Annotated in this window: 26 protein-coding genes and 1 tRNA gene; 14 read left to right on the plus strand and 13 right to left on the minus strand. The window is 53.4% G+C overall.

Annotated features, from left to right (window positions below; genetic code table 11):
- Window positions 1-18: 18 nt before the first annotated feature.
- Entirely contained in the window at window positions 19-648 is a 630-nt protein-coding gene (locus tag L9B60_RS15965) for a DUF1780 domain-containing protein (protein ID WP_249671614.1), read from the minus strand.
- Window positions 649-781: 133 nt separating this feature from the next.
- Here L9B60_RS15965 and L9B60_RS15970 point away from each other — a divergent pair, with 133 nt between their 5' ends.
- Entirely contained in the window at window positions 782-1,249 is a 468-nt protein-coding gene (locus L9B60_RS15970; RefSeq protein ID WP_249671615.1) for an FAD/FMN-containing dehydrogenase, read from the plus strand.
- Window positions 1,246-1,932, plus strand: a complete 687-nt coding sequence (locus L9B60_RS15975) for an energy-coupling factor ABC transporter permease (protein WP_249671616.1) — start codon at window positions 1,246-1,248, stop codon at window positions 1,930-1,932. Before L9B60_RS15970 ends, L9B60_RS15975 begins: the two co-directional genes overlap by 4 nt.
- Window positions 1,933-2,072: 140 nt before the next feature.
- Here the strand turns inward: L9B60_RS15975 and yacG are convergent, their stop codons facing one another.
- Genes yacG through pilB form a run of 5 tightly spaced genes read right to left on the minus strand, consistent with a single transcriptional unit; the run spans window position 2,073 to window position 6,683 of the window.
- Window positions 2,073-2,273, minus strand: coding sequence for a DNA gyrase inhibitor YacG (gene yacG, locus L9B60_RS15980; RefSeq protein WP_249671617.1), 201 nt, complete (start codon window positions 2,271-2,273; stop codon window positions 2,073-2,075).
- Window positions 2,270-2,893: a dephospho-CoA kinase gene (coaE, locus tag L9B60_RS15985; RefSeq protein WP_249671618.1), complete on the minus strand. Its 624-nt coding sequence runs from the start codon at window positions 2,891-2,893 to the stop codon at window positions 2,270-2,272. Before coaE ends, yacG begins: the two co-directional genes overlap by 4 nt.
- Window positions 2,893-3,762 (minus strand): prepilin peptidase, encoded by an 870-nt coding sequence (locus L9B60_RS15990; RefSeq protein WP_249671619.1) that lies wholly within the window; start codon window positions 3,760-3,762, stop codon window positions 2,893-2,895. Before L9B60_RS15990 ends, coaE begins: the two co-directional genes overlap by 1 nt.
- A gap of 2 nt (window positions 3,763-3,764) precedes the next feature.
- Window positions 3,765-4,982, minus strand: a complete 1,218-nt coding sequence (locus L9B60_RS15995; RefSeq protein ID WP_249671620.1) for a type II secretion system F family protein — start codon at window positions 4,980-4,982, stop codon at window positions 3,765-3,767.
- 3 nt (window positions 4,983-4,985) lie between these two features.
- Entirely contained in the window at window positions 4,986-6,683 is a 1,698-nt protein-coding gene (pilB, locus tag L9B60_RS16000) for a type IV-A pilus assembly ATPase PilB (RefSeq protein ID WP_249671621.1), read from the minus strand.
- 226 nt (window positions 6,684-6,909) lie between these two features.
- On the opposite strand from pilB, the gene L9B60_RS16005 reads away from it, so the two are divergent.
- The 3 genes from L9B60_RS16005 (at window position 6,910) to L9B60_RS16015 (ending at window position 8,008) form a co-directional block, all read left to right on the plus strand.
- A complete protein-coding gene (locus L9B60_RS16005) occupies window positions 6,910-7,305 on the plus strand; it encodes a pilin (protein WP_249679751.1) in 396 nt (131 codons plus the stop codon).
- A 119-nt stretch (window positions 7,306-7,424) separates the two neighbouring features.
- Window positions 7,425-7,841 carry a pilin gene (locus tag L9B60_RS16010; protein ID WP_249671622.1) on the plus strand — a complete coding sequence of 139 codons (417 nt, stop codon included), beginning with the start codon at window positions 7,425-7,427 and terminating at the stop codon, window positions 7,839-7,841.
- Between the two features lie 91 nt (window positions 7,842-7,932).
- Window positions 7,933-8,008 (plus strand) — tRNA-Thr (locus L9B60_RS16015).
- Between the two features lie 161 nt (window positions 8,009-8,169).
- Here L9B60_RS16015 and L9B60_RS16020 read toward each other — a convergent pair.
- Complete coding sequence (locus tag L9B60_RS16020) at window positions 8,170-8,388, minus strand: hypothetical protein (RefSeq protein WP_249671623.1); 219 nt, start codon at window positions 8,386-8,388, stop codon at window positions 8,170-8,172.
- 356 nt (window positions 8,389-8,744) lie between these two features.
- Between L9B60_RS16020 and L9B60_RS16025 the strand changes: the two genes are divergently transcribed.
- Complete coding sequence (locus L9B60_RS16025; protein WP_249679752.1) at window positions 8,745-9,059, plus strand: HNH endonuclease; 315 nt, start codon at window positions 8,745-8,747, stop codon at window positions 9,057-9,059.
- Window positions 9,060-9,107: 48 nt separating this feature from the next.
- Here L9B60_RS16025 and L9B60_RS16030 read toward each other — a convergent pair whose 3' ends face one another.
- The gene (locus tag L9B60_RS16030) at window positions 9,108-9,719 is read right to left on the minus strand and encodes a recombinase family protein (protein WP_249671624.1); all 612 of its coding nucleotides are present in this window, start codon (window positions 9,717-9,719) and stop codon (window positions 9,108-9,110) included.
- Between the two features lie 197 nt (window positions 9,720-9,916).
- On the opposite strand from L9B60_RS16030, the gene L9B60_RS16035 reads away from it, so the two are divergent.
- The 5 genes from L9B60_RS16035 (at window position 9,917) to L9B60_RS16055 (ending at window position 17,846) form a co-directional block, all read left to right on the plus strand.
- Complete coding sequence (locus tag L9B60_RS16035; RefSeq protein ID WP_249671625.1) at window positions 9,917-13,366, plus strand: ATP-binding protein; 3,450 nt, start codon at window positions 9,917-9,919, stop codon at window positions 13,364-13,366.
- Complete coding sequence (locus tag L9B60_RS16040) at window positions 13,363-14,079, plus strand: hypothetical protein (RefSeq protein WP_249671626.1); 717 nt, start codon at window positions 13,363-13,365, stop codon at window positions 14,077-14,079. The genes L9B60_RS16035 and L9B60_RS16040 overlap by 4 nt, the downstream gene beginning before the upstream one ends.
- A gap of 199 nt (window positions 14,080-14,278) precedes the next feature.
- Window positions 14,279-15,415: a nucleoid-associated anti-phage protein gene (locus L9B60_RS16045; RefSeq protein ID WP_249671627.1), complete on the plus strand. Its 1,137-nt coding sequence runs from the start codon at window positions 14,279-14,281 to the stop codon at window positions 15,413-15,415.
- Window positions 15,408-16,634 (plus strand): anti-phage protein, encoded by a 1,227-nt coding sequence (locus L9B60_RS16050; protein ID WP_249671628.1) that lies wholly within the window; start codon window positions 15,408-15,410, stop codon window positions 16,632-16,634. Before L9B60_RS16045 ends, L9B60_RS16050 begins: the two co-directional genes overlap by 8 nt.
- Window positions 16,635-17,066: 432 nt before the next feature.
- Window positions 17,067-17,846, plus strand: coding sequence for a hypothetical protein (locus L9B60_RS16055; protein ID WP_249671629.1), 780 nt, complete (start codon window positions 17,067-17,069; stop codon window positions 17,844-17,846).
- A 284-nt stretch (window positions 17,847-18,130) separates the two neighbouring features.
- Here L9B60_RS16055 and L9B60_RS16060 read toward each other — a convergent pair whose 3' ends face one another.
- Window positions 18,131-18,382: a helix-turn-helix domain-containing protein gene (locus L9B60_RS16060; protein WP_349631951.1), complete on the minus strand. Its 252-nt coding sequence runs from the start codon at window positions 18,380-18,382 to the stop codon at window positions 18,131-18,133.
- A gap of 99 nt (window positions 18,383-18,481) precedes the next feature.
- Here L9B60_RS16060 and L9B60_RS16065 point away from each other — a divergent pair, with 99 nt between their 5' ends.
- The gene (locus tag L9B60_RS16065; RefSeq protein WP_249671631.1) at window positions 18,482-19,066 is read left to right on the plus strand and encodes a hypothetical protein; all 585 of its coding nucleotides are present in this window, start codon (window positions 18,482-18,484) and stop codon (window positions 19,064-19,066) included.
- Between the two features lie 57 nt (window positions 19,067-19,123).
- On the opposite strand, the gene L9B60_RS16070 is transcribed toward L9B60_RS16065, so the two are convergent.
- Window positions 19,124-20,359 carry a site-specific integrase gene (locus tag L9B60_RS16070; RefSeq protein ID WP_249671632.1) on the minus strand — a complete coding sequence of 412 codons (1,236 nt, stop codon included), beginning with the start codon at window positions 20,357-20,359 and terminating at the stop codon, window positions 19,124-19,126.
- 178 nt (window positions 20,360-20,537) lie between these two features.
- Window positions 20,538-21,419 carry a DMT family transporter gene (locus tag L9B60_RS16075; protein WP_249671633.1) on the minus strand — a complete coding sequence of 294 codons (882 nt, stop codon included), beginning with the start codon at window positions 21,417-21,419 and terminating at the stop codon, window positions 20,538-20,540.
- Window positions 21,420-21,513: 94 nt separating this feature from the next.
- Here L9B60_RS16075 and L9B60_RS16080 point away from each other — a divergent pair, with 94 nt between their 5' ends.
- Window positions 21,514-22,845, plus strand: coding sequence for an aminotransferase-like domain-containing protein (locus tag L9B60_RS16080; RefSeq protein ID WP_249671634.1), 1,332 nt, complete (start codon window positions 21,514-21,516; stop codon window positions 22,843-22,845).
- A gap of 80 nt (window positions 22,846-22,925) precedes the next feature.
- Window positions 22,926-23,711 carry an EAL domain-containing protein gene (locus L9B60_RS16085; protein WP_249671635.1) on the plus strand — a complete coding sequence of 262 codons (786 nt, stop codon included), beginning with the start codon at window positions 22,926-22,928 and terminating at the stop codon, window positions 23,709-23,711.
- A gap of 101 nt (window positions 23,712-23,812) precedes the next feature.
- Here L9B60_RS16085 and L9B60_RS16090 read toward each other — a convergent pair whose 3' ends face one another.
- Together L9B60_RS16090 and nadC are read right to left on the minus strand one after the other, a co-directional pair.
- A complete protein-coding gene (locus L9B60_RS16090) occupies window positions 23,813-24,088 on the minus strand; it encodes a hypothetical protein (protein ID WP_249671636.1) in 276 nt (91 codons plus the stop codon).
- Between the two features lie 41 nt (window positions 24,089-24,129).
- Entirely contained in the window at window positions 24,130-24,978 is an 849-nt protein-coding gene (gene nadC, locus L9B60_RS16095) for a carboxylating nicotinate-nucleotide diphosphorylase (protein ID WP_249671637.1), read from the minus strand.
- Window positions 24,979-25,199 lie beyond the last annotated feature (221 nt).

Genomic DNA, 25,199 nt, shown 5'->3' on the forward strand with positions numbered 1-25,199 from the left:
GGCGCGGCCAGCAATCCATTAAAGGCTGATGCCCACATCAAAAACGATGCTGCGGCCCAGGTTGCTGCGCAAAAAGTCCGGTGCATCCGGGTGGGCGAACAGCACCCGGGCAAAGGTCGGCCCCACCAAGGACAGCGAGCGCCAGCCCTGGCGCAGGTATTCGGTGGGTGGAGGGAAATGGCTGTTGAGGTCCAGCACCTCACGCTTCAGCGCCGCGAAGGCGATGATGTCCAGCTCGCCCAGGTCCAGGCCGCGCTCCTTGTAGTTGTGGGCCTTTTTGCGCAGGGTCGGCGCCAGGCGCTGCAACAGCTCCGGCGCGCCAATGCGCTTGGGCCGGGCCTCGCGGCGCACCAGTTGGCTGAGGGAAAAGGCACTGCGCCGGCGCTGCAACTCCTCACGCCACTCATCGTTCAGGCGACGGCCTTCGTCGAGGACAAAAAACACCTCGAAACTGGCATCGCGGAACAATACGTCCGGCGGCTCCTGGCCTGCCGCGGCGAAATCCTCGGCGCGATACGGAATGTTCAAGCCCTGCAGCAAACGCTCGCACACCCAGCGCTCGCGTTCCCACTTGCGGGCGTTGGAGAGGAACGTATTGGCTTGTTCGGCCTGAATGGTGAGCAGGCGCAAGTAGTCTGAGTCATCCATGGGGGTAAGCTTAGCGTTCAAATGCGCATTGCTGGAAGCGCTGTTCCATTGGCAAGGCAAAACCAGTGGAAAACGCCACGGGTGTAAACTGGCTAAAGTCTATTCAGTGGTTTTACCTGAGGAATATTGCCTTATGAAGTTTTGGCCCATCGCTCTGCTCAGCCTGCTGCCCACCTGGGCCATGGCCCTGGAAACCGGCGACAGCGTGGCGCCTTGGACCTTACTGGACCAGTTCGATCAGCCCTACAGCTTGAACCCACAGGCGCGGGTTTTGCTGGTGGCGCGGGACATGGACGGCGCCAAGTTGCTGGACACGGCGATGCAGGGCCAGCCCAAGGGGTATCTGGAGCAGCGTGACGCGGTGTTCCTGGCGGATGTCGAGAAAATGCCGGCGTTGATCGCCAAGCTGTTCGCGGTGCCGGCGATGCGCGGTTACAACTACCGGGTGATACTGGATCGCAAAGGGCGTATCGCACCGCAGTATCCGGCCCAGGCCGGCCAAGTGTTGTGGGTCGAGCTCGATCACCAGCGCGTGGTAGCGCAGCATGAGTTCAGCGATGCCACCGCCCTGCGCCAAGCGTTGGAACAGGCGAAAAAATGATCAGCGCGCAGGTGCTGTCCAGCGAGACGTTGAGCGTTGGCTGGTGCCTGTATGTGCCGTTGCTGGCGTGGGCCGCGTTGCGCGCACCTTGGGTTGAGCTGTTCAGCGACACCCGCCGCCAGCACTTGCTGTTTGGCACGGTGTTGGGCCTTTTCCTGTTGTGGCTGGTGCGGCGCGACTTTGATACCGGTGTCTCGTATCACTTTATCGGCATGACGGCGGTCACCTTGCTGTTGGACTGGCCGTTGGCGATTCTTGGCGGGCTGGTGGCGCAGGTCGGGCTGATCCTGATGGGGCGCCAGGACTTGGTTGCAGGCGGGATCAATGGCTTGCTGCTGATCGGCCTGCCGGTGTTGGTGACCGAGGTGTGCGCGATTCTGGTCGAGCGGGCACAGCCGAAAAATCCCTTCGTGTACATCTTCTGCTCAGGGTTCTTTCCTGCGGCGTTGGCGGCCTTGCTGTGCGTGTTGGCGGGGCTGGGTTTGCTTTGGGTAGACGGTCGCTTCGCGATGCCGGAGTGGATCTGGGACTTTATTGGCTACCTGTGGCTGATCATATTCCCCGAGGCGTTTATCAACGGGATGATCGTCAGCGCGCTGGTGGTGTTTTGCCCCGAGTGGCTGGAAACCTTCAACCGCACGCGGTACCTGCAAGCGCCCTGGAAGGACGATGATTCACATTGACTCCAGGTAGGGGCGGATTCATCCGCGAAGAATGCGCCGCGGGATGTCTGATGGGAGCGGCGCGCCATTCGCGGATGAATCCGCTCCTACAGGGGCTATATTCTGCGGTCAGTTTTCAAGCGACGCCTTGAGGGCAGGGCTCAATGCTCGTTATGCGGAAAATCCCCGCTGAACATCTCATCCTCGGCATCCGGTGCCACCGGGATCTTGTGCTCTTCGGAGGCCCACGCCCCCAAGTCGATCAGTTTGCAACGGTCCGAGCAGAACGGCCGGTTCGGGCTGGCCGCGCTCCATTCCACCGGGGCGCCACAGGTTGGGCAGTCTACGGTCATTTGGCTCATGATTGGCCTCCACGCAAGGTCAGGTAAAAGTGATGCAGGCGATCGATCTCGGCATACAGCCAGACCAGATCGCGGTCGTTGAGCACCACGTCGTCCGCATGCTTGAGGCGGTCTTCGCGGCTGGCTTGGGCCTTTAGAATGGCCTGCACCTGCTCCGGGCTGGTCGCGTCGCGACGCAGCGTACGCTCAATCTGCACTTCGCGGGGGGCATCGATCACCAACAGCCGCTGGGCGATACGGTGTTGCCCAGACTCCACCATCAACGGCGACACGAACACCGCATAGGGCGACGTGGCGCTGGCCAGCGAGCGGGCGATCTCTTCACCGATCAGCGGATGCAGCAAGGCCTCGACCCAGCGCCGCTCGCCTGCATCTTCGAAAATCAGCTGGCGTAATGCTGCGCGGTCCAAGGTGCCATCGGCCTGCAACACGCCGTTGCCGAAGTGTTCAGCCAGCGCAGCCAGGGCAGGGCGGCCAAGTTCGACCACCCAGCGCGAGGCCTGGTCGGCATCCACCACGTGAATGCCCAACTCGCTGAACCGCTGCGCCGCAGCGCTCTTGCCGCTGCCGATACCACCGGTAAGCCCCAGCACCCAGGGTTTGGAAACTGCTGTTGTCATCAGAAACCAGCGAAATGCATGTATGAGGTGGTTATTTGATCACCCCAGAGCAATGCGATCCACCCCGCAATGGCCAGATACGGACCAAACGGGATCGGCGTGCTGTTCGACGCATTGCGCATGCGCAGCATGATCACCCCCAGAATGGCCCCCACCAGCGACGACAACAGTACCGTCAACGGCAAAATCTGCCAGCCACCCCAAGCGCCCAGCATGGCCAACAGCTTGAAATCGCCATGGCCCATGCCCTCTTTGCCGGTCACCAGCTTGAACAGCCAGAACACCAGCCACAACACCAGGTAGCCCGCCACCGCACCCCACAGCGCATCGGTCAGTGACGTGAACAAGCCGAACGCATTGACGATCAGCCCCAGCCACAGCAGCGGCAACACCAAGGCGTCGGGCAGCAACTGATGGTCGGCATCGATCATGCTCATCGCGAACAGGCCCCAGGTCAGCAGCAGGAATGCGCCGGCTTGCCAGCCGAAACCGAAGTGCAAGGCGACGAAAGCGGACAGCAGACCGCAAGCCAGTTCAACCAGCGGGTAGCGCTTGCTGATCGGCGCCTTGCAGGCCGAACACTTGCCGCCCAGGACGAGGTAGCTGATGACCGGGATGTTTTCCCAACTGCGGATCTTGTGGTCGCAGTGCGGGCAGTGGGAGTGGGGGAGTAATAGGTTGTAAGTCTTGCCGGCGGGTTCGGCGGGCAGGCCGAGGATGTCGCGGGCTTGGGTTTTCCAGTCGGCTTCGAGCATTTTCGGCAGGCGATGGATGACCACGTTCAGGAAGCTGCCGACGACAAGGCCCAGGATGAGCGCGCAGAGGGTAAAGGCCAGGGGGGAGCTGGCCAGGTATTCGGATAGGGGCATGGTTAGACGACGTTGCCGAGTTGGAAGATGGGGAGGTACATGGCGACTACCAGGCCGCCGACGACGACGCCGAGGACGACCATAATCAGTGGTTCCATTAGGCTGGTTAGGCTGTCGACCATGTTATCGACTTCGGCTTCATAAAAGCTGGCGACCTTGTCGAGCATATCGTCCAGGGCGCCCGACTCTTCACCAATGGCTGTCATTTGGATGGCCAGGCTGGGAAAAACGCCAGTTGTGCGCATGGAGAAATTAAGCTGCATACCTGTGGATACATCTTGCTTGATGCGGTTGACGGCTGTTTTGAAGACGATATTTCCTGTTGCGCCCGAGACGGAGTCCAGTGCTTCAACCAAGGGAACGCCAGCAGCAAATGTTGTAGATAGTGTGCGGGCGTACCGGGCGACCGCTGATTTGTAAAGAATGCCACCGATCACGGGAAGTTTGAGCAGTAGGCGATCAACTGCGTCATGAAAACGCTGGTTGTTTTTATGGGCATATTTAAACGCATAAACAGCAGCAATGATTGCCGCCAATACCAGATACCACCATTCCTGCAGCACGACTGAGAGATCGATTACCATCTGCGTAAAGGCAGGCAGTTCTGCACCAAAGCCTTTGAAAACGGACTCGAACTGAGGCACTACCTTAATCAACAAAATGCCCGAAACAATAAAGGCAACCACCAGCACCGCTGCTGGATAGGTCATGGCCTTTTTGATCTTGGCTTTGAGTGCTTCTGTCTTTTCCTTGTAGGTGGCCACGCGGTCCAGGAGTGTTTCCAGAGCGCCGGCCTGTTCGCCTGCGTCGACTAGGTTGCAGTACAAGTCGTCAAAGTATTGCGGTCGTTGTCGCAGGGCGCTTGCAAAGCTATTACCGGCAGCGACTTGTTGCTTGAGATCGTCGACAAGCTTACGCATGTTTGGGTTCTCGAAGCCCTCGCCAATGATGTCAAAGGACTGGAGCAGTGGTACGCCTGCGCGCATCATGGTCGCCATCTGGCGTGTGAACAGTGCAATGTCCAGCGGCTTGATCTTTTTACCTTTGCCGAACAGTGACGTGGATTTCTTTCGAACCTTGATTGGGTTGATGCCCTGCTTACGCAGTTGTGCCTTGATCAACGGCAGCGAGGGGCCGCTCAGTTCGCCGGTTATCTTGGTGCCTTTACGGTCCGTGCCTTCCCAGGCATAGACGCTGACTTTTGCCGCTTTGACCGCCATCGCTTAGTCCTTGGTAACCCGGTTGACTTCCTCAAGGCTGGTGACACCTTGCATGACCTTGTCCAGCCCGGAGGTACGCAGGTCATTGAAGCCTTCCTTGCGCATTTGGCGGGCGATATCAATGGAATTACCTTCCTCCATGATCAGGCGCTGCAGTGCCTGGGTGTTTTTGACCACTTCGTAAATCCCTTGGCGGCCTTTGTAACCGCCATTGCATTGGTCGCAACCAACCGGTTCGTAGACCTTGAAGGTGCCGATGCGGGTTTCAGGGAACCCCTCTTTTATAAGCGTTTCGCGAGGGATCTGAATCTCTTTCTTGCAGTGGGTGCAGAGTTTGCGTGCGAGCCGTTGGGCGATGATCAAGTTGACCGAGGTCGCGATATTGAAACCGGCTACCCCCATGTTCTGCAAGCGAGTCAGTGTTTCCGCAGCGCTATTAGTGTGAAGCGTCGACAGCACTAAGTGGCCGGTCTGTGCGGCCTTGATCGCAATTTCCGCAGTTTCCAGGTCGCGTATCTCACCCACCATGATCACGTCCGGATCCTGACGCAGGAACGAGCGCAGTGCCTGGGCGAAGTCCAGTCCTTGCTTGGGGTTGACGTTGACCTGATTGATACCTTCCATGTTGATCTCCACCGGGTCTTCGGCGGTGGAAATGTTGATATCCACGGTATTGAGAATATTTAGGCCGGTGTAGAGCGATACGGTTTTACCGGAGCCGGTAGGGCCGGTGACCAAAATCATGCCCTGTGGTTGGCGGAGTGCCTGCAAGTAGAGTTCTTTTTGTTCTGCTTCGTAACCCAGCGCATCAATGCCAATCTGGGCGCTGGAAGGGTCGAGGATCCGCATCACTATCTTCTCGCCCCATAGGGTGGGCAAGGTATTGACTCGGAAGTCGATCGCCTTGTTCTTCGAGATGCGCATTTTGATTCGGCCATCCTGTGGCTTGCGCCGTTCGGAGATGTCCAGGCTGGCCATGACCTTCAGGCGAGCGGCGATACGGCCCGCCAGGTTGATTGGAGGCTTGGCCACTTCGCGTAGGATGCCGTCGGTACGGACGCGCACCCGGTAGATCTTTTCGTAGGGTTCAAAATGCAAGTCCGATGCGCCGCCTCGAATCGCGTCAAGCAGCATCTTATTGACGAAACGTACCACCGGCGCGTCATCCGACTCCTGGCCTACTGGCTCATCTTTGCCGTCGTCCACTACTTGAACGTCGAGTCCGTCCAGATCTACATCGGCCATTTCTTCAAGGCCGGTGCTGCCGTTATCAAAAAATTTATCGATGGCGTCCATCAGCTTGTCGTCTTCGACAAGGATGGCTTCAGTGGTCAGGCCGGTGCTGAACTGAATATCGGTGATCGCCTGATGGTTAGTGGGGTCGGATACACCCACAAAGAGTTTGTTACCGCGCCGCCACAAAGGTAGGGCGTGGTGCTGGCGAATGAGCTTCTCGCTGACCAGTCCTTTTGGCTGGCTTTCCTTGTCCAAAGTGCTGAGGTCCATGAAGGCCACTCCGAATTGCTCGGAGGCAACCTCGGCGATTTCGCGGCTCTTCACCAGCTTGGCTTGTACCAGGAAATGTACCAGCGGCACTCGGTTGCGTTGGGCTTGCTGATACGCCTGTTGCGCGCTTTTGTCAGTGAGCAGTTCGGCTTGGACCAAATGCTTGGCCAAACCAGTGAGGGCGATATCGTTCATTTAGGCACCAGACACAACTAATCCGTGTTTTATAGCGTAGTCGGGCGGTGGTGCCAAATCGGATAAAAGGGTGTGACAAAAAACGTCAGTTTCGTCCTCATTCTGTCTGCGCCTGCAGAATCCCGAGGCCACCCTGCTGCCTGTAGTTACGGTCCCAGAGAATGGCATGGGGTTTGCTGATGTCCTTTCAGGCAATCAGCCTTTTTACACATTCGGAGACGAAAATATGAAGGGACAGAAGGGTTTTACCCTGATCGAGCTGTTGATCGTTGTAGCGATCATCGGCATTCTGGCCGCTATTGCGATCCCTGCATACTCCAAGTATCAGGCACGCGCTAAAGCCACCGCTGGCTTGGCAGAAATTTCGGCTCTTAAAACGGGCTTTGAAGATGCATTGAGCAGCAGTGTTGTACCATCAACTGCGGCCAGCATTGGCGGTACTAGCCCGACTCAGAACTGCACCCTCACCGTAACTGGTACGACTATCGTATGTGCTCTGGTTGGGGCGCCGACTGTTATTTCGACTGGCACCATCACGTTGACCCGAGACGCAACGACCGGTTGGACCTGTGCGACTAACGCCATTATCACCGCCGACTACAAGCCAAAGGGCTGTTCTTGATCTTAACGGTTCTGTATTGGAGTTAGCATTTCAATATTGATCGACGTAAGTGTTTACTAAAACTGCGCCAGAATGCTAGCATTCTGGCCGGTTTTTTACTTGTTGAGATAGACGGATCTATGAAAACTCAGAAAGGCTTTACCTTAATTGAATTGCTTATTGTGGTCGCCATTATCGGTATTTTGGCGGCTATCGCTATTCCTGCTTACTCGAAATACCAGGCCCGTGCGAAAGCCACTGCAGGACTTGCAGAGATCGCGGCACTGCAGCATGGCTTCGAGGAACAGTTGGGTAATGGTGTAACGCCTTCCACTGCTGCCGGTATTGGTGGCTCTGATACCACTCAAAACTGTACCGTGGGCGTGACTGGTACGACTATTACCTGCTCTTTGCTTAATGCGCCGACCGTTATTAGTTCGGGTGTGATTACACTAACCCGTAGTGTAGCGACGGGCTGGAGTTGCAGTGCCAGTAGTGTAGATGCCGACTACCTGCCTAAAGGTTGTGCTGCTGCGGCAGCGGCTGCTACGCCTTAAAGTAGTTTTTAGAGCTCCGCGCTCACCCGCGGAGCTTTTTTTGCTGGTTGAACCTTTCCCCAAGCAAATGCTAGCGTACACACCACACCCAGCCGGTGTAGCTCAGTCGGTAGAGCAGCGCACTCGTAACGCGAAGGTCGTAGGTTCGATTCCTATCTCCGGCACCAATGAATTCGGCACTTTCCCCAGATTTGGTCTGGTAGCTAAAATCCCTGTGACAGCAGGGTGACAGCATCAGACAAATGAAAAAGCCCCGCTCGGTACGTCCGGTGGGGCTTTTTTTTGCTTGATTTTCAGGTTCTGCAGTTTAGGACGCGCATTGCGACGCTCAATGCACTGATTCATTCATGCTCGTGCCTTCAATCGCTACGGTAAGTGAGTGTGAGTTTCCGTCCAGCGTCGCCAGGCAATCATGGACGTGCTGGAATGCTTCCGTTGCCCCCTGCTGTTTAGCCCAGAGGGCGAGCTCTTCGACTGCTGCCGCGATGGCTAGCTGATTGACGCTCAGCAGGCGGAGGGCGTCTTTCAGATCGAGTGGGTTGGCCATATTAGCCTGCATGCCTAGATTGGGGGATTGTTGAGACAAGCGTAGCAGGGTTGGTGCTAGGCGGCCGATTCAGCGCCGCCGCATGAGGGATGGATTCCTCCGATTTTGGCAGCGAGCTATTGCGATGCTTGCGGGTGGCTGTGCTGCGAGGTAAATTCCAGCTGTCGAGATCCATAGGGCTTGATGCTTGGCCAGTTCGATCGAATCGACTGGTACCGTGTAGCGCTCTGAGAGCTCAGCGGACTTCCTTAATTCGTTAGGAGGCCGTTGTGCCCACACACTCCAAAACTCTCGTCAAATCCCGATCAAATGCCTTCGAACACCAGAAAGGGCGCTGCTTCTATTGCCAGTACCCAATGTGGCGCTCTTCTGTTGAATGTTTTGCGAGCGTTTACGGTATCAGCCTTAGCCAAGCTCGCCAGTTCCAATGCACGGCTGAGCATTTGGTCGCTCGTCAGGATGGCGGGCGTGATGGGCGCAGCAATATCGTAGCGGCATGCTTATCGTGTAATTCGCGACGGCATAGGCGCAAATGCGCACCAGAACCCATAGCCTACAGAGCTTTGGTCCAGGCCCGGATCAGCCGGGGCGGGTGGCATCCGTGTATTGGTCAGCTCAGTGCCATACAATCGCCTCGTATTAGTGGCGAGACCGCCAGCGGCGATCCTTGAGGATCATTAGGGTTATCAGGATACGTCGGTGTAACGATGCCTCGTCGGTCAGCTGAAATCCCGAATTCTCATCACCGTTGTAGTCGAGCAATCGGCGTGGCGTGCGGTCGCACGAATGCCTAATCCAGCGGACAGCAATTCCCTCACCCGCTTGTGCAAATCTGCATCGATCTGCCGACCATGGTATTTGCCAGCAGCCTTAGCTTTCTTTATTCCTTGGGCCTGACGCTCACGGCGTTGCTCATAATCCTTTCGTGCAATGGCTGCCATCATTTCTACCAGCATGGAGTTGATGGCACCGAGCATTCGGTCAGTGAACTCGTCACCCTTAGTGTCGCGCATACCCTGGTGACTCGTGGGAAGATCCAGTGCGACGATACGTAGTCCCTTGGCGTCGATGGTGGCTTTGAGCTTTTGCCAGTCATCCACGGGAAGACGCGACAAACGGTCGATAGACTCGATGAGTAGGACATCTCCGTGCCTAGCATCTTTGAGTAGCCTAAGCAGCTCTACTCGGTCAGGGGAAGCACCACTAGCATTCTCCAAATACTCACTGGCGATAGCTTTGCCATAGCTAGACACGAACTTCTCCAGCGCAGCTCGTGCGCGACCGGCGTCCTGTTCATCTGTCGAAGCTCGAAGGTAGGCGCGAATGAACATTGTAAAGCCTTCCGTATCACTTAGGGTGTCACTATACATCTGTATCAATATGGCTGTCACCTATGAAATGGCGTCCAAGCATGGGATGGCATTTGGCCGTATCAGCTGAGGCATACCCTAGCCACACAGTCGGGTGTTATGCTTATCTACATAAGCTTCCATACTATTGTTCATGTGAACCTGCGGAGGGATCGTTCTTGACTCAAATCCAAGGTGAGGACGGCAGGGGAGAGGAACTCCTCCACCAATTCGTGACAGCTAATAGGCCAGTGGTTGCCATTTTAGGCCAAACTGTCGGCTACAGCACTGGCGCACCCGATCCGGTGCTTGGCATGGCAATTGAAAAAGCTGGGAAGAGCGGTAGCTCTTGGAGCGATCTCCTAGGTCGAGAATCTCTGCCTGAAAGTTTTTATACGTGGCTCGGGGAGAGATTTACAAGAAGGACGCCATCCGCGTCACTGGTCATAAATAGTGAGTTTCGATTTAGCGCGGTATTTACTTCTTCAATTGATCCCGGGATTGGCAACATTTTTGCTAGTGGAGGGCGAGAGCCTGAGTTGGTTTTATTGGGTACACCTACTCCAAGAGCATTGAGAAGTATCCGGCGGCCGCCAATTTACTATTTGTTTGGCCGTGCTAGCGCGGGGATCCCGGACATGCAGCCTCCTCTGTCAGTGAGAGGCCTAGCTACCCGGAGATTACGGCATACAGGCGCTATGCTACGAAATCTAGATGAAACAGCAACTATGCTGGGGCTGATAGTCATAGATGGCTATAGCCCGGGCATGGATTGGCTTAGACCTGAAGAGATACTTACAGGACTATGCAGCGCCCCCAAAAGCGGCGTACTGTGGTGTGGAGATGAGCCCTCTTTTAGTGGGGAAGACGCAGCGCTTTATAATGAGCTGCGAGAGAATGGAATAATTATCCGAGATGAACGTGGTTTGTCTCAAATATTGACATATGTTAACAATACCTTTTCCTCATCTGAAGCGGACTCGTGGAATGAACCGGAGGTTGTGTCGCTTTCAGATGGCAAAAAACTTATAACCTCGGCTAAGTTGCGTCTTCATACCCAAGCTTCGGCATCTATTGTAGATGACTCATGGATGGGTTTTTTGGCACCTTATAGCCCGGATGAAGAATCCTTATACTTTCATAATTTTCACGGGATAATCGGCGGGGCGAGAGCGGTTTTCGAGGGAGTGAGGCGTCACTATGCTATCGTAAGAGACTTTGAACCAGGTTTATGGAGTCGCACGGAAAGAGCACTCGGCCAACACCATACACAGCAGGGCGCCATAATTGTTCATGGTCAATCTGGCGTAGGCAAATCAATTTCGATCGCCAGATTAGCTCTGCGCGCGCGAGAACATGGCGCTGCAGTACTAATGGCTCAGGGGCGAGTGCCGCAACCAGGTGACCTTTCAGAATTCCTGCAAGCAGTCGATAAGGCAGGTGGAGTAACTCTTCTAATCGTAGATGCTACCGCATCTCCGCAAAGATACGATGACCTATTGAGGGCTCTCAGAAGCGGCGGCCATAAAGTAGTTGTCGTAGGTACATCTTATAAAATAGAGCAAATTGGCGCGATGCAAGGCCGGCTTTTCGAAGCCAGCTCGACGTTGTCCAAGGAAGAACAGAGCTCATTATCGGTACTCATCACAAATTTTGCACCGGATGCAGATTTAAATAATGCTTCTGAAGCACCAAGTGAACACGCACTTGCAAACTTCTACTGGTCGCTTCCATTAAGCAGAGGACGTATCTCTGATGGATTAGGTCGAGAAGCTACAGTGGTGGAGCGAGAGTTACGAACGCGCGGCGCCAAACCAAAACCTATCAGAGCATTAGGTACTTTAGGTCAACTACTTGTAGCCGAAGGGTTAAAACATCCTGAATCTCCTACAATTTCAGAGGTAGGGGATTTTGACATTTCCAGTGATAGTCCTGCTGGGAAGTTGATTGACTACGTAATGGCGGCGTCTCGTCTTTATAAAAGTATTCCATTGAGTCTAGTATTCCGAGCTATTACCGTTGATCGAGGTTATGTAGGCCATGGAATCGATCTTGATTTAGTCATGGAGTTATTCGAAGGGCAAGATCTTTTTCGATGGAAACAGGCTGATGATGAGTGTTCTGAATACCTCATTGGAGCAAGGTTACAGATTGAGGCAGAAATTGTCTGTAATCGCAGATTGGGGGGCGCAGATGCTGAGGCGGCTGCTCTGATCCACCTGATTCATTGTGCGACTAGAGCGGGGCCCGACAATAGTGAGGAGACTTTCTTTGTAGCAGAAATTGCGCATGCATTGGGACCAGATGGCCCAGCGGGCAATCGCTATTCGAATAGTTATGCCGATGTTGGGAGAGCACTAACAACTCTGAGAGGAGTAACTGGTGTAAGCAATGGTCGTTTGATGCTCCAAGAGTCTGCACTTCGGCGGGCGTACGTTCGAACTCACAATGACATCCTTCCTGATGAAAAAGAGAAGCTGCTGGAAGAAGCTACTGTGGTAGTTGATTCTGCGCTTCAGATTATAGAGCAGAAAGGGGCTAAAGGAATTTTTGCTTCGCGCCGAACCAGAGAGCATCTCTGGGTCGAACGTGCCGCGACTTACGGATTTCTGGCTACTGATAGCGCACAGAGAGATAAAAGCGGAAATGCGGTTTGGTCTAGCTATAAGGCAGCTAGAGAAGCAGTACGCATAGCAACCGGTAGAGTAGATAGTTACGTGCCGTTAGATATCGCCTTGTGGATGCCGGCTCGGATATTAAGAGAAACTAACGCACTCAATGAAGTGCAGACAATTGAAATCCAAGCTGATTTACGCGCTACCTTAGATTTGATTGATACTAGTGTCTTAGATTCAACACACTATGACCAGTACCAACGCCAAAGGCTTATTTTGGCGGAGGTGCTTGACGATTCAGATCTCGCTGACGATGCCTTTGATGCATTGATAGCGGCAGGTTCTACGGCCGGGTATTACATACGGGCGAAAGCCTTAGCACCTCTTAAGTTGGAGGGGGATGACGAGGTTTCTGATAGTGTCGTACGGCAAGCCCAGGCGGCATCCGGTTATTTGCGCAATGTATACTCTGATATTTCATCCGATATCAGGTGTCTCCAACTGTTGCTAGCAATGGAGTGGTTAGTATTTACTCGGCGATGGATATTTAAAGGAACTCGTCAACCCCTACCTACTAGGGAAGTCCAGCGCCTGGCAATCAAAGACATATTGCTAGATATGGCGGCAATAGGTGTCAATCAAATGCAGCCAAGATTTCGCTATCTGGAAGCGGTGATGACCTGGCTTTCTAATAATGAGAGAGCTAGCGCCGAGGCTTGGCGAAGGTTAGCGAATGAAACAGAGTTTGTTGAGGCTGGTAGAGTTACTAATCGGCACGTCCTTACTGATGAAGCATTTCAGCCTAAAATCTTTAGTGGTATTGTGGAGCGTCGAATTGGTCCTGAAAGATGGTCTGTTAGAGTAGAAGGGCTTGGACAGTGTGTGGACCTGACTGAGAATTACTTTCCAGGGCTAGAGCTGGCGGTTGGGAAAGTAGTAAGAGATTTCTCTATAGTGTTTAACTATAGGGGCACCTTAGCTGACCCTTATCCAGCGAGGCTCCGTCCACGATGAACTTTTCAGAAGTTTTGAAAAAAGCGGATGAGTTCACTCTGCTGTTGAACTCTTCTACTAACACTGACATGGTAAAGGTAGTTACACTGCGGCGCCCTGAAGAGCCTATGGATGAGCTCTACTTCACAAAGCTGGTGACTTGGAGCTATGGTTTTTTAGTTGAAGCAGGGCAATCCGCTTTTCGGGAGGTAGGTAATTTGCTGAAAGTTTCCGATCCTCCGGCTGCTACGCGAAACGGGATAGGTAATAAACACGTACATGACTTGCGTACAGTACTCACTCACAATCTAGCAGGTGATGAAAAATCTTCAGGTTATCGCGCTAGGTCTCAAGTCGATATTTGGCTTCTACAGAACGGGGGGGAACCCGTCGATTGGGAGAAATGCTGTATTGCACTATGCATAACTGTTATTGATATTATAGATAACCTCAGTAATTGTTGGGTAAGCGCCACAGCAGAGACTTCGGATAGAGAAAATGCTGTTAAGCAGATTTGTGATGCAGTTGAAAATAAATGGGCGGCTCACGAACTGGATAGAATACTTGAAGAAGCCGCTGACCTCCTTAATATTCCCGGCTTGGATATCGTCGCTTATCGGAACCTTCGTCTGAAAGAGTGGTTCAGTCTATCGGCTTGTTTTTCCAACAGGAGAGATGCGGAGGCTGGACTACGGCGAATTATCCAGGCTGAGCTGAAAACGAGATTCCTATGAGCATCACAAGGCGTTAACTTCAGGTGAAATATCCGTCATCATGAGGGAGTGCGAACTCTTTGACGTTGTTCTGCTCACCTCACATAGGCATGATTTCATCCTTTATGCAGCTTTACGGGTTGCCGATTGATTGTTAGTTTGCCGCGTAGGATAAGCCGATGCTTCCAATGCAGGCGGTCACCTCAAACATGGAGTGTATATGAGCGTAGAAGAACCGATGGCTGGAGAAGTAGTAGTCGAAGATGAGATCAGGAAGGTAAATGTAATCGTTAAGTCCGCTATTACCGCAGGTTTTGAGCGCGACAAAAGTATTACCGATTTCCCTTTCGTCTCATCACTTGGAGCGATCTGGGATAACTCTGACACTACGGCGCAGATGTTCGTGGAGAAGATTGAGGAGAAGTTTCGAAAAAAAGGAAAGCTGCATGGGGTTTTCGATAGCACGTCCATTCACAAAACCGCTGAGCATCTATACAATTATATCGGTAGCGCAGACTTTACAGTGTTGGTCAAGCTTTTATGTAAGTCGCTTGAAAGAACTGGCAACCTCCCTGAGCGTAAGGGCCTGGTTGGCGGTAATATAGTTTTCATTCACTATTCTACTGTTGAGGCGGACGATCAAGGCCGCATACTTATTGTCATGCTTGGAAATCAGAGCGGTTTTGAGTTTGACATGAATCTGCAGCCTAAATCGCTCACATCGATCAATATTAGTGAGCTGAAACAGGCGGCTTTTTTCGACTTGAATTTATTTTCAATAGTGTATCCTGAGCTTGGAAGAGAGGCTTATTTAAGATTTATCCAGGCCGGATCAAAGAGCGCATTTTTTCAAGAGGCACTGGGTTGTAAGCAGTCAGTCACTAATAGGGATAGTGCGGAGAATATTATTAGTGCGGTTCGCGAGTTCGCGAAAAAAAATGCGATCCCTCTTTCCGTGAGAGATAAAATTGAGACGAGTATCACTGACTTGTTTTCTGCTAAATCCAAGTCTGAGAATGACAAAATAATAAAACTAGTAGAGATTCAGAGTTTGGTTGATAAGGAGTTACCATTAGACTCGCCCTTAAAAAATAAATATTCTACATTTGTGAATGCTAATGAATACATGGTTAATGATTTTTTTGAGGTAACTAGCAGAACAGTCAATACTTTGTTGGAGGTGGAGGTCAGGGATAATAGTAGGAACTATGTCTGTCGTGTTAAGTCTTCGTCTATTGGAGTTGCAGGGTCAGATAAGCCGATTACTGTGGATGAGAACTTTCAATTTCTTAGGGTTCCGCTTGATGAGGTATCCCGTAGTCGCCTAATGGAACTACTAGGGGTGGACTATGACTGAAGGGGAGCGTGTTCGTCTTGCAAAGTTACTAAAGGGGTCAGTAGTAGCTTGGGACGAGGACTATGTCGTAGTCACCCCTAGTGACAAGACGGACATTGCTTTTATACAAGATGCTATCTCTAAGTTAGGATATGAACGCGATTTTGATACGACCGACTTAACGATCAGCGTTTCTAACGCGCAGGCGGCGTGGAGCGCTGCCCGTGCGTTATATTTTTATAGAGACAGAAAAGGGTTCTGGCTAGATTATAGTTCCATTCCGAAATTTTGTTATTTTTATATTACTGAATGTGGTTCTACAAGCCTATCTGCTGAAGAAACAGATTTGACGGTAGCGCTGAATTGCTATGCTAGTTGGAGGTCTCTATTTCTAGAGTTGTCAGATCACTTAGGAACACCTAGTTCATCCGAAACCTTCGTGTTCTTTGTCGGGGGTGAAAAAGGAGCAAGGAAATATAGCGTTACGCCGCAATTGGCTCTCAATAAGGTCCTCTCTATAGCAACTCCCATTGCCCATGATACGGCTCGTCGGCTGCTGGAGTATCTTCATATTAAAGACGCTCAAGATACTGAGCGACGTGAGACCATGCGTGTCGCTTTGATGGATTTCTTTGATGATTTAGAGGTCGGCGCTAAAGATTTGTTTTCTCAAAGTATGGAAAAGCATGATTCTCTGCTTTCTAAGTATGTGGAAAGTTTCGATACGCTAATACACAGATATTCAATCAATAAAGCTCTGGAGGAGGTCGCGGAGAAGAGTATTGACTATGTTAATAAGCTCAATGATACCATTTCTACTGCTCAAAATAAGGCATTTGCAATACCTGGAGCGATGATTGCCATCGCTGCACTTGTCAGAACTTTTGGCGTCGCTGAAGCGGTACTTGTGCTGGTCGGTCTCTGGATGGTCAAAATAATAACCAAAGGCACCAATGAAATCCAGCTGTCCACGCTTGATAATTTGGAGTTTGAGGTTCGGCAGACATTCACTCGTTATCGTAAAACCGCTGAGGAAGCCGCTGTTAAAAGCAAGGCAGACGCTGCGATGTTATCAGTGTTGGGTATGATTGCGAAGGCTAAAGTTAGGATAAAGGGTGTTGATCGCTTATCCAATGTTATGTTACTTGTCGCGCTCGGATATATGCTGTACCGAGCAATACCCATCTATGTCTCGCCTTTCATATTCAAAATGTGCTCTATAGGGTTGTGGGCATCGTAATCACACTAGTGCGGGATTAGTAAGATCCTCCCACTGGCACTGAAAGGTCTTTGCAGAGCGCCTATTTCCTAATAGTGGACGTCTTTGTCTCCATTAGCTCTTACCTGAGCTAGTCAGGATTGGGGGACGGCTTAGAAAATATAACTGTAAATGATAGTTCTCTATAATCGAGCAGCTATCATGTCAAAACAGTGCTTAGAATGCCTATCTGTAATTGAGAATAAATCTAAACAGTCATCTCGGCAGATTTACTGTACAGATTACTGCAGAAAAAATGCTCATCGCAAGAAGCATAGACAAATGTCGAGGATAGAGCGCAAGCGGTCTAACCTACGTCAAAATGACTTCATGGTTTATGTAGCGAACGAGTGTCGGAGGGCAAAATCTGTTCAGTGTCTCACACATCATACATTAGAGTCTTATGTGGAGCTGATGAAGCTTTATAAAAGTAGGCGAGGTAGCGGCGTGCATTTATGCCATATTGCACCTGTCAAAGGAGACGGCTTTACTGGGCTGCTTCACGGTTTGAACCTATTTGTAGGTGGGAGCCATCAAAATAGAAAACATGGTAGGCGATATTGGTCTGGAGGTATGTTCATATCAAATAGTGAGCTCCTTAAGGAGTGGGCGATAGACAATACCACGAGTACTAATGATATACTTCTCAAGATTGAGAAGTTCCTGGGGGATATCATTCCGCGGTATCTGGAGCTGTACCCGGTCACAAAATCTAAAAAGGTTTCTGTGATCAATAAAATTCTAGAGGTTGATAAGTCTGCATCCTTTGATGTTTTGATGATGCACCAAAGCCAGTATCTTCAAGAGAGGTGGGCCTCTCTATCTCACACTAGATATCATGCAATATCTCCTTCCCCTGAGTCTAAGTATATAACTTATATTGATAGTGTGTCTCGATTCATCAATGATGGGGGGCGTAGATCGAAAATCTTTCGCAGTCTGCGGAAACTTTTGATTGTGGGTTACACCGTTCTTTCGAAAGTAACGTCAAGCAAGACGTTCAATAAAAACTTTGAAGGGGAGTACGGTCACATGTTACCCCTGGGATTTAGAAACGCCCGATTGAAGCGCGAAAGTGATTGGTCAAAATTTAAAGATTTCATGTATGACACTGCATTCAATACTTTGCAGGGTAGGGGGCTCAATATCAACAAGTTTAAATCCCGTTTGCTTTCTTATTTGGAGTTTTCTTGACGACAACTATAGTCTAGTTTACTTCGCGAGCTCTCCGGCCATGATGCGAGCTCGTATGCATCGTCTTCCAGGTGAGAAGCGCGGGTGACGATTCGAAGGTCCGAATCGCCATTACCACTCCGAGACTTGAATCTACACAGCTGGCCCTTCGTCAGCCTTCGTGGGTAGCACCTCGATTCTGTACGCGCCAAGCCGCTTCAGCGCTTCTAAGTCGGCCAACAGGATCGTCCCCGGCAGAATCAGCACGCCTAGGACCTTCCCAGTGAAATCCATGATTCGAACGCTCATCGGCCGTTCTCCTTGGCTAGGCGCCTTACGTATGCTTCTAAGGCCTTTACCCTAACCAGACGCCTCCTCCCAACCTTGAACGTCTGGATGTCGCCTCGGGCAATCATCTCGTAGAACATTGATCGGGCTACGCCAATCAAGCGAGCGGCTTCATCGACCCCCACAGATATTGGGGGTTGAGGGGTATTTAGTGTCATCACGGTGCCTCGGATGGTATGACGCGGCGGCTGCTGCGTCTGCGGCTTCATCCTAAATGCGGCGGCATTTGAAAGTCAAACGCTTTGAGATTGCGCGCACGGTTGCGTTCTGCCATGCTTGAGGAAATCCATAGGGGTCGGGACTTAGTAATGGCCGTGAAGGGCAAAAAATCCGAGGCAATCCATTTGCGAGTCAGCGCAGATTCGAAGGGGCATCTTGAAGTACTCGCGAACGCAACTGGCAAAAACTCCACACAGACAGTCGAAAATCTACTGGTGCAGGCTGTTGAGAGCGTCAAGATTCTAGAGATGGACTTTGCGGTTGATGATCGGTTGTGGTCGGGTGGGGATTGGACGCTGCTGAAGGCGTTCCAGCTAGCTAACGTAGCCGAAGACCCAATGCTCAGAAAGCTGAGAATGTATTTTCTGGCTGAAGAGGGGCTCAGCCCTAAAGATCGCTTCGTTTGCTTCGCGATTTTGTGGTCTGCAGGAATATTCTCCGGTTCCACTGCTATTTTTCAAAAGTCTGAAAATGTTATCACGAATCCAGACAAGCATAGAATTTTCAGTGTGGACTTAGATTCAATTGGAAGTAAAAGGTCTTCACTAGAAGATTATGCTGAGTTTCGATTGAAGAATAAACTTGTATCTCCTTCCTATATGGAATTCTTGAGAATGATCGAAGAGGACACATCGAGACAAACGCTAGAGAGGTTTAAAAAGCGCGAAAGCTGAATAGCTAAATTTCTAAAATTTCGTGGTTTTGGGCTCGCCTGAAAAAGCCGAGAGCTTTTATTCGCGCTGTCCAAAACCCTGAGAAAGTTTTTCAACTGCGCGAGCTTTGTTATAGGGTGCCAAATGTGCGTATCGAAGGGTCATTTTCATATCTGAATGGCCAAGCAATTCCCTGATTGTATTCATAGGCTCGCCAAGCATAGCGAGATTGGAAGCAAATGTATGCCTTAAGTCGTGCCATCGGAAATTCTCAATCGCAGCACCCTTTTTTACACCGTCCCAAGATTTCCTGACATTATCAAGTCGGTTTCCCTGTTGGCTAGGGAATACATAGCTTTTGATTGCTTGACTTTTTTGCCATTCTACCAGCGTTTCGTAGGCCTCGCTATTTAGGGGTATGTGGCGAGTCTGACCCGATTTTGCTCCGCCACCCTTGATAGTCAGCGTTTTCCCAATTAGATCTATATCGCTCCAGCATAGGTTGAATAGTTCACCTTGACGTATCCCTGTATTCAAGGAAATTAGGACCATAGGTAAGAGGTGGTCGGCAAACTTTGATTCTCTCAAAGTGGGAAACAGGGATTTTTTTCTCTCAGCCCTCCATGCATTATAATTTTCGCGCTTGGCTCTTATTTTTTCTTGGCGGCTATCTAATGCTGAACGCAATCGTTCCTCTTCGGATGTCGAGAGGAAACGTAGACTTCCAAGTGCGTCGGTTTTGTGTTGTTTGAATTTGTCCATTGGATGGGTATCTATACGACCCCATTCTACCGCGCGGGATAGAACACCACGTAGGCATGCCATCTTTCTGTTAGTGGTTGACTTAGCCAGCCCGGAGCCTAGCCAGTTTGTACGTTTGGATTCCAGATCGCGGATTGATATGTCTGATATCCGAAGTTCCATGAAATCAGAGAATCCGTGCTCTATTGCAAGCCGAGTTTTGTCATAGCTCTTATGCAGGGCGCGAAACCACGGGTAATACTCGTCATCAAGGAAGGCGCGGAGCGTCGTTACGCCATTATCGCGTCTACCTTGAGTCACTGCCAACGGTTCGCCGTGAGCGTGTGCTTCGGCCAAATGCTGCAGGGCTTCGGTGCGAGCTTGCTCTAAGGTCATTTTTCCTACGCGGCCTAGAGTAATCGCTTTGTTACGCTCCCACGTCACCATGTAGGATGCATGACCGCTTGGCAGGACGCGGATCGAAAAGCCCGGCTGCATGGTGTCATGCACGCGATATGATTTTTCTTGTGGCTTGAGCGATTTCAATAGCTTGGCAGTGATTTTTTCTTTCACGGGTTTCCTGACAGCAGTGTGACAGCAAAAAATACTGTACTCTTCTGTTTGTGAAGACGCAACCGGACTGAAAGCCCCGTCGATACTGGCGTATCGGTGTGATGACTGGTGCTGATTTCGCACTCGTAACGCGAAGGTCGTAGGTTCGATTCCTATCCCCGGCACCAAATCCCCCCCGTCACCTAGAAAACCGCCGAGCCCCCGCCACACACGCAATCACCCCCACCGTCACCCCCACCATCCCAACACTTACCCGCTCCCCCAACAGCGTCCCCGCCAACGCCAGCCCAAAAAACGGCTGCAGCAACTGCAATTGCCCCACCGCCGCAATCCCGCCTTGCGCCAGCCCGCGGTACCAAAACACAAACCCCACGAACATGCTGAACACCGAGACATAGCCCAAGCTAAGCCACGCCGCCGGGTGCACCCCAGCAAGGCTGTCGGGCCGGTAAAGCCAGGTGGCCAGCACCATGAACGGCAATGCCAGCACCAGCGCCCAGGAAATCACCTGCCAGCCGCCCAGTGTCTTCGACAATTTGGCGCCTTCCGCATAGCCCAGGCCGCACACAACGATGGCCAGCAGCATCAGTACATCGCCCATCGGGGCGGCGGACAGGCCTTGGGCAATTGCAAACCCCACGACCATCGCGCTGCCCAGGATCGAAAATAGCCAGAACGCCGGACGCGGCCGCTCGCCTGCGCGTTTCACGGCAAAAACGGCAGTGGCCAACGGCAATAACCCGACGAAGACGATGGAGTGGGCCGAGGTGACATGCTGCAAGGCCAGCGCGGTGAGCAGCGGAAAGCCCACCACCACGCCCAGTGCGACGATCACTAGCGAAAAGATCTGGGCGCGGGCAGGGCGTTTTTCCCGGAACATCAGCAGCACGCACAACGCCAGCAAACCTGCGATGGTGGCCCTGGCCACGGTGAGGAACACCGGGTCGAAGTCGAGCACGGCCACGCGGGTGGCGGGCAGTGAACCGCTGAAGATGAATACGCCGATTAAACCGTTCAACCAGCCGCTGGAAGGTTTGGCCAAGGTGCCTGTGTGTTCCATCAAAAGCTCCGTGCGTGAAGTGCAGTGGATTGCGTGCCCTGATGCTATGGCTGACAATCAGCACAATCAAATAATTGTCATGGATACATCGCCCATGCCCCGTGCCCGGTACAAGACACTGGTGGACACCCTCGCTGCGGATATTCGCGGCGGTCGCTTGCTGCCCGGCACGCGCCTGCCCACCCATCGCGAATTGGCGGCCAGGGAAGGCCTGGCCCTGGTGACGGCTTCGCGGGTGTACGCCGAGTTGGAAACCATGGGCCTGGTCAGCGGTGAAACCGGGCGCGGCACTTTCGTGCGTGAAGCGCTGCTGCCGCCAGGGCAGGGTATCGATCAGCCGACGGTGCCGGCGGGGGCGATGGACCTCAATTTCAACTACCCCACCTTGCCCGGCCAAGCCGACATGCTGCGCAACGGCTTGCGCCAGTTGGCAGGCTCCGGCGACCTGGAAGCCTTGCTGCGCTACCAGCCCCACGGCGGTCGCCCCCATGAGCGTGCGGTGGTGGCGGGCCATTTGCAGTCCCTTGGGTTGCCCGTGAGTGGTGAGCAGGTGCTGATTGTCAGCGGCGCGCAGCACGGCCTGGCGATAACGGTGATGGGGCTGTTGCAGCCCGGTGACGTGGTGGCGGTGGATGCGCTGACCTATTCAGGCTTCAAGGCATTGGCCCAAACCCATCGCCTGGAATTGGCGTCGATACCCGCCTCGGGCTTAGGAATGGATCTGCAGGCGCTGGAAAAACTCTGCAAGCAACGGCGGGTGCGCGCGATCTATACCATGCCGACCTTGCACAACCCGCTCGGTTGGGTGATGAGCGCAGTTGAGCGCGAACGCTTGGCCGCCATCGCGCGCAGGTATGACCTGCTGATCATCGAGGACGCGGCCTACGCCTTCCTGGTCGAAAACCCGCCGCCGCCCTTGGCAACCTTTGCCCCGGAGCGAACCGTGTATGTGTCCGGGCTCTCCAAAAGCGTGGCGACCGGGCTGCGGGTTGGCTTCGTGGCCGCGCCGCTAGCGTGGGTGCACACTATGGAGCGGGCGATTCGTGCGACCACCTGGAACACGCCGGGCGTGATGACGGCTATGGCGTGCAATTGGTTGAACGACGGCACTGTCGGCCGCTGCGAAGTGGAAAAGCGCCTGGACGCACAGGTACGCTTCAGCGTGGCCGAGCGGGTATTGAGGGGCATGCCGATGATCGGGCATCCGGCTTCGTACTTCTTATGGCTGCCGCTTGCCGAAGAGCTCAGGGCAGACCAGGTCGCTGTGGCGCTGCTGCGCGAAAACGTCTCCGTTTCCACAGCCGAACCGTTTGCCACCTCCGTCAACGTGCCTCATGCAATACGCTTGGCGCTGGGTTCGGTAGCGCTGGAGGTGTTGCCGGTTGCGCTGGATAAGGTGCGGCGCGTGATAGGCGTTTATGATTAGGCCGAGGGAACCGTCACTCACGTGCGTACTCACAATTTTACCCAGGTGCCGGAGGGCGCCACCGCTAACAGGGAGGCGCAATGAGCCAAACCTTCTTCACCCAGCCTTTCAACGCCATCAGCTGCAACCAGTGCCGTGACCTTGAAAGCCTGGACTTCCAGTTCACCATGGCTTTCCAACCCATCATCGATATCACCAGCGGCCAACCCTATGCCTATGAGGCGTTGGTGCGTGGGCTCAATGGCGAGTCTGCTGCGCATATCCTGGGGCAGGTGAATGACGGCAACCGTTACCGTTTCGACCAGGCGTGCCGCGTAAAGGCTATCGAGTTGGCTGCGCGGTTGGGTTTGCCGGATATTCCAGGCTGCAAGCTGAGCATCAACTTCCTGCCCAATGCGGTGTACCGCGCTGAAACCTGTATCCGGGCCACGCTGGAGGCGGCGCGCACTTTTGGTTTCCCCCTGGACCGCTTGATGTTCGAGGTGACCGAGGGCGAGCGGGTGGAAGACCCAGAGCATTTGAAGTCGATTTTCCAGGAGTACGAGCGCCAGGGCTTCACCACGGCGATCGATGATTTTGGCTCGGGCTATTCGGGGCTTAATCTGTTGGCGACCTTCCAACCCAATGTGCTCAAGTTGGACATGGCCCTGACCCGCAATATCGACCGCGACCCGGTACGGGAGGCGATTGTGGCGGGGATTGTGTTGGTGGCGCAGCGGTTGGGCATCACCCTGGTGGCCGAGGGGGTGGAGACGCGCGAGGAATGCAAGGCACTGAAGGTGCTGGGGATCAAGCTGATGCAGGGTTACCTGTTCGCCCGTCCGCAGGTGGAGTGCCTGCCGCAAGCCGCTACGGCAGGTGTGTAGGCGCGGATTTATCCGCGAAAAGAACGCTGCGGTGCACCGCATGCACTGCGTTGTGATTTTCGCGGATAAATCCGCTCCTACGTGAGTGGGCGCCGCCGCAATCAGGCGCCCTTGCGCATCCGCACCGTGTAATGCGCCGCCACTTCGGACATCTGTGGCTGGAAGTGGGTGTTGGTGATCTTGTACGACTCGATCTGCCCATCTTCCAGGTGGTGTTCCAGCATGTCGCCGGCACCTGCGTTCAAGGTCACCTCAAAGATAAGCGCCTTGATCTGTTCATCGCTGACCTGAAGCGTTGTCTGGTAAGGGCCGAAACGGGCGTTGTCGATTCTGACGATATAGACCTTGTCGGGACCCAAGGTGGATGCATTGGTCACTGCAAAAACTCCGTGGTAGTTCAACGTATCGGTAGTGTTCGTTACAGGCTCAGGCGCATCGACAAGTCGACGGCTTTTACGTCTTTGGTCATGGCGCCGATGGAGATGTAATCCACTCCGGTTTCGGCGATCACCAGCAAGGTGCTGTCGTTGATGCCGCCGCTGGCTTCCAGCTTGGCCTTGCCGGCGTTCAGGCGCACGGCTTCACGCATGTCGTCCAGGCTCAGTTCGTCGAGCATGACGATGTCGGCGCCGCCGGCCAGGGCTTCTTTGAGTTCTTCCAGGCTTTCCACTTCGATTTCCACCGGCTTGCCCGGGGCGATGCGGTGGGCGGCGCTGATGGCTTGGGCGATGCCGCCGCAGGCCGCGATGTGGTTTTCCTTGATCAGGAAGGCATCGTACAGGCCGATGCGGTGGTTGTGGCAGCCGCCGCAGGTGACCGCGTATTTTTGCGCCAGGCGCAGGCCGGGCAGGGTCTTGCGGGTATCGAGCAGCTTGACCTGGGTGCCGGCCACCTTGTCGGCCAGGCTTTGCGCCTTGGTGGCGACGCCCGACAACATTTGCAGAAAATTCAGCGCGGTGCGTTCGCCGGTGAGCAAGGAGCGGGCCGGGCCTTCAAGGTGGAACAGCGGCTGGTTGGCCTTGGCGCGCTGGCCGTCGACCACCTGCCAGTGCACCGCCACGCGTGGGTCCAGTTGGCGGAACACTGCGTCCACCCAGGCCGTGCCTGCAATCACACAGTCATCACGGGTGATGATAGTGGCCTTGGCCAGGCGCTCGGCGGGAATGAGTTGGGCGGTGATGTCACCGCTGCCCATGTCTTCGAGTAACGCACGGCGCACGTTGGCTTCGATCTCGGCAGTCAGGTCGGCGAGGCGTAGATTCGGCATAGCAGGCTCCACAAACAAAGTGGCCGGATTATAGGGCAGTGGCCGCCCCAGGCGAAGCCTTGTGCGTGCATGTGTGCCGAGCGGTTATTTGTGCATTATTTGATCGGCGCCGGGGAGCTTTTCCGGCTTTTTGCTGTCCATGCTGTGCATCGCAAATATTTGCCTCCGGGACGCTGGCACGCGGCGTGGGTTTGCAAGATAATGGGCGCCTAGTTATTGGC

Source organism: Pseudomonas abieticivorans, assembly GCF_023509015.1.
Lineage (GTDB): Bacteria > Pseudomonadota > Gammaproteobacteria > Pseudomonadales > Pseudomonadaceae > Aquipseudomonas > Aquipseudomonas abieticivorans.

Excerpts from the sequence above, each read along its gene's own strand:
- L9B60_RS15995 (WP_249671620.1), bottom strand. The coding sequence starts at position 4,982 with ATGGCGGTCAAAGCGGCAAAAGTCAGCGTCTATGCCTGGGAAGGCACG.
- L9B60_RS15990 (WP_249671619.1), bottom strand. The coding sequence starts at position 3,762 with ATGCCCCTATCCGAATACCTGGCCAGCTCCCCCCTGGCCTTTACCCTC.
- L9B60_RS16080 (WP_249671634.1), top strand. The coding sequence starts at position 21,514 with ATGCCCCGTGCCCGGTACAAGACACTGGTGGACACCCTCGCTGCGGAT.
- L9B60_RS16055 (WP_249671629.1), top strand. The coding sequence starts at position 17,067 with ATGAAGCTTTATAAAAGTAGGCGAGGTAGCGGCGTGCATTTATGCCAT.
- L9B60_RS15970 (WP_249671615.1), top strand. The coding sequence starts at position 782 with ATGAAGTTTTGGCCCATCGCTCTGCTCAGCCTGCTGCCCACCTGGGCC.
- L9B60_RS16065 (WP_249671631.1), top strand. The coding sequence starts at position 18,482 with ATGGCCGTGAAGGGCAAAAAATCCGAGGCAATCCATTTGCGAGTCAGC.
- L9B60_RS16040 (WP_249671626.1), top strand. The coding sequence starts at position 13,363 with ATGAACTTTTCAGAAGTTTTGAAAAAAGCGGATGAGTTCACTCTGCTG.
- yacG (WP_249671617.1), bottom strand. The coding sequence starts at position 2,273 with ATGAGCCAAATGACCGTAGACTGCCCAACCTGTGGCGCCCCGGTGGAA.
- L9B60_RS15975 (WP_249671616.1), top strand. The coding sequence starts at position 1,246 with ATGATCAGCGCGCAGGTGCTGTCCAGCGAGACGTTGAGCGTTGGCTGG.
- L9B60_RS16085 (WP_249671635.1), top strand. The coding sequence starts at position 22,926 with ATGAGCCAAACCTTCTTCACCCAGCCTTTCAACGCCATCAGCTGCAAC.
- L9B60_RS16045 (WP_249671627.1), top strand. The coding sequence starts at position 14,279 with ATGAGCGTAGAAGAACCGATGGCTGGAGAAGTAGTAGTCGAAGATGAG.
- pilB (WP_249671621.1), bottom strand. The coding sequence starts at position 6,683 with ATGAACGATATCGCCCTCACTGGTTTGGCCAAGCATTTGGTCCAAGCC.
- coaE (WP_249671618.1), bottom strand. The coding sequence starts at position 2,893 with ATGACAACAGCAGTTTCCAAACCCTGGGTGCTGGGGCTTACCGGTGGT.
- L9B60_RS16030 (WP_249671624.1), bottom strand. The coding sequence starts at position 9,719 with ATGTTCATTCGCGCCTACCTTCGAGCTTCGACAGATGAACAGGACGCC.
- nadC (WP_249671637.1), bottom strand. The coding sequence starts at position 24,978 with ATGCCGAATCTACGCCTCGCCGACCTGACTGCCGAGATCGAAGCCAAC.
- L9B60_RS16010 (WP_249671622.1), top strand. The coding sequence starts at position 7,425 with ATGAAAACTCAGAAAGGCTTTACCTTAATTGAATTGCTTATTGTGGTC.
- L9B60_RS16050 (WP_249671628.1), top strand. The coding sequence starts at position 15,408 with ATGACTGAAGGGGAGCGTGTTCGTCTTGCAAAGTTACTAAAGGGGTCA.
- L9B60_RS16005 (WP_249679751.1), top strand. The coding sequence starts at position 6,910 with ATGAAGGGACAGAAGGGTTTTACCCTGATCGAGCTGTTGATCGTTGTA.
- L9B60_RS16075 (WP_249671633.1), bottom strand. The coding sequence starts at position 21,419 with ATGGAACACACAGGCACCTTGGCCAAACCTTCCAGCGGCTGGTTGAAC.
- L9B60_RS16060 (WP_349631951.1), bottom strand. The coding sequence starts at position 18,382 with ATGAAGCCGCAGACGCAGCAGCCGCCGCGTCATACCATCCGAGGCACC.
- L9B60_RS16020 (WP_249671623.1), bottom strand. The coding sequence starts at position 8,388 with ATGGCCAACCCACTCGATCTGAAAGACGCCCTCCGCCTGCTGAGCGTC.
- L9B60_RS15965 (WP_249671614.1), bottom strand. The coding sequence starts at position 648 with ATGGATGACTCAGACTACTTGCGCCTGCTCACCATTCAGGCCGAACAA.
- L9B60_RS16025 (WP_249679752.1), top strand. The coding sequence starts at position 8,745 with ATGTGGCGCTCTTCTGTTGAATGTTTTGCGAGCGTTTACGGTATCAGC.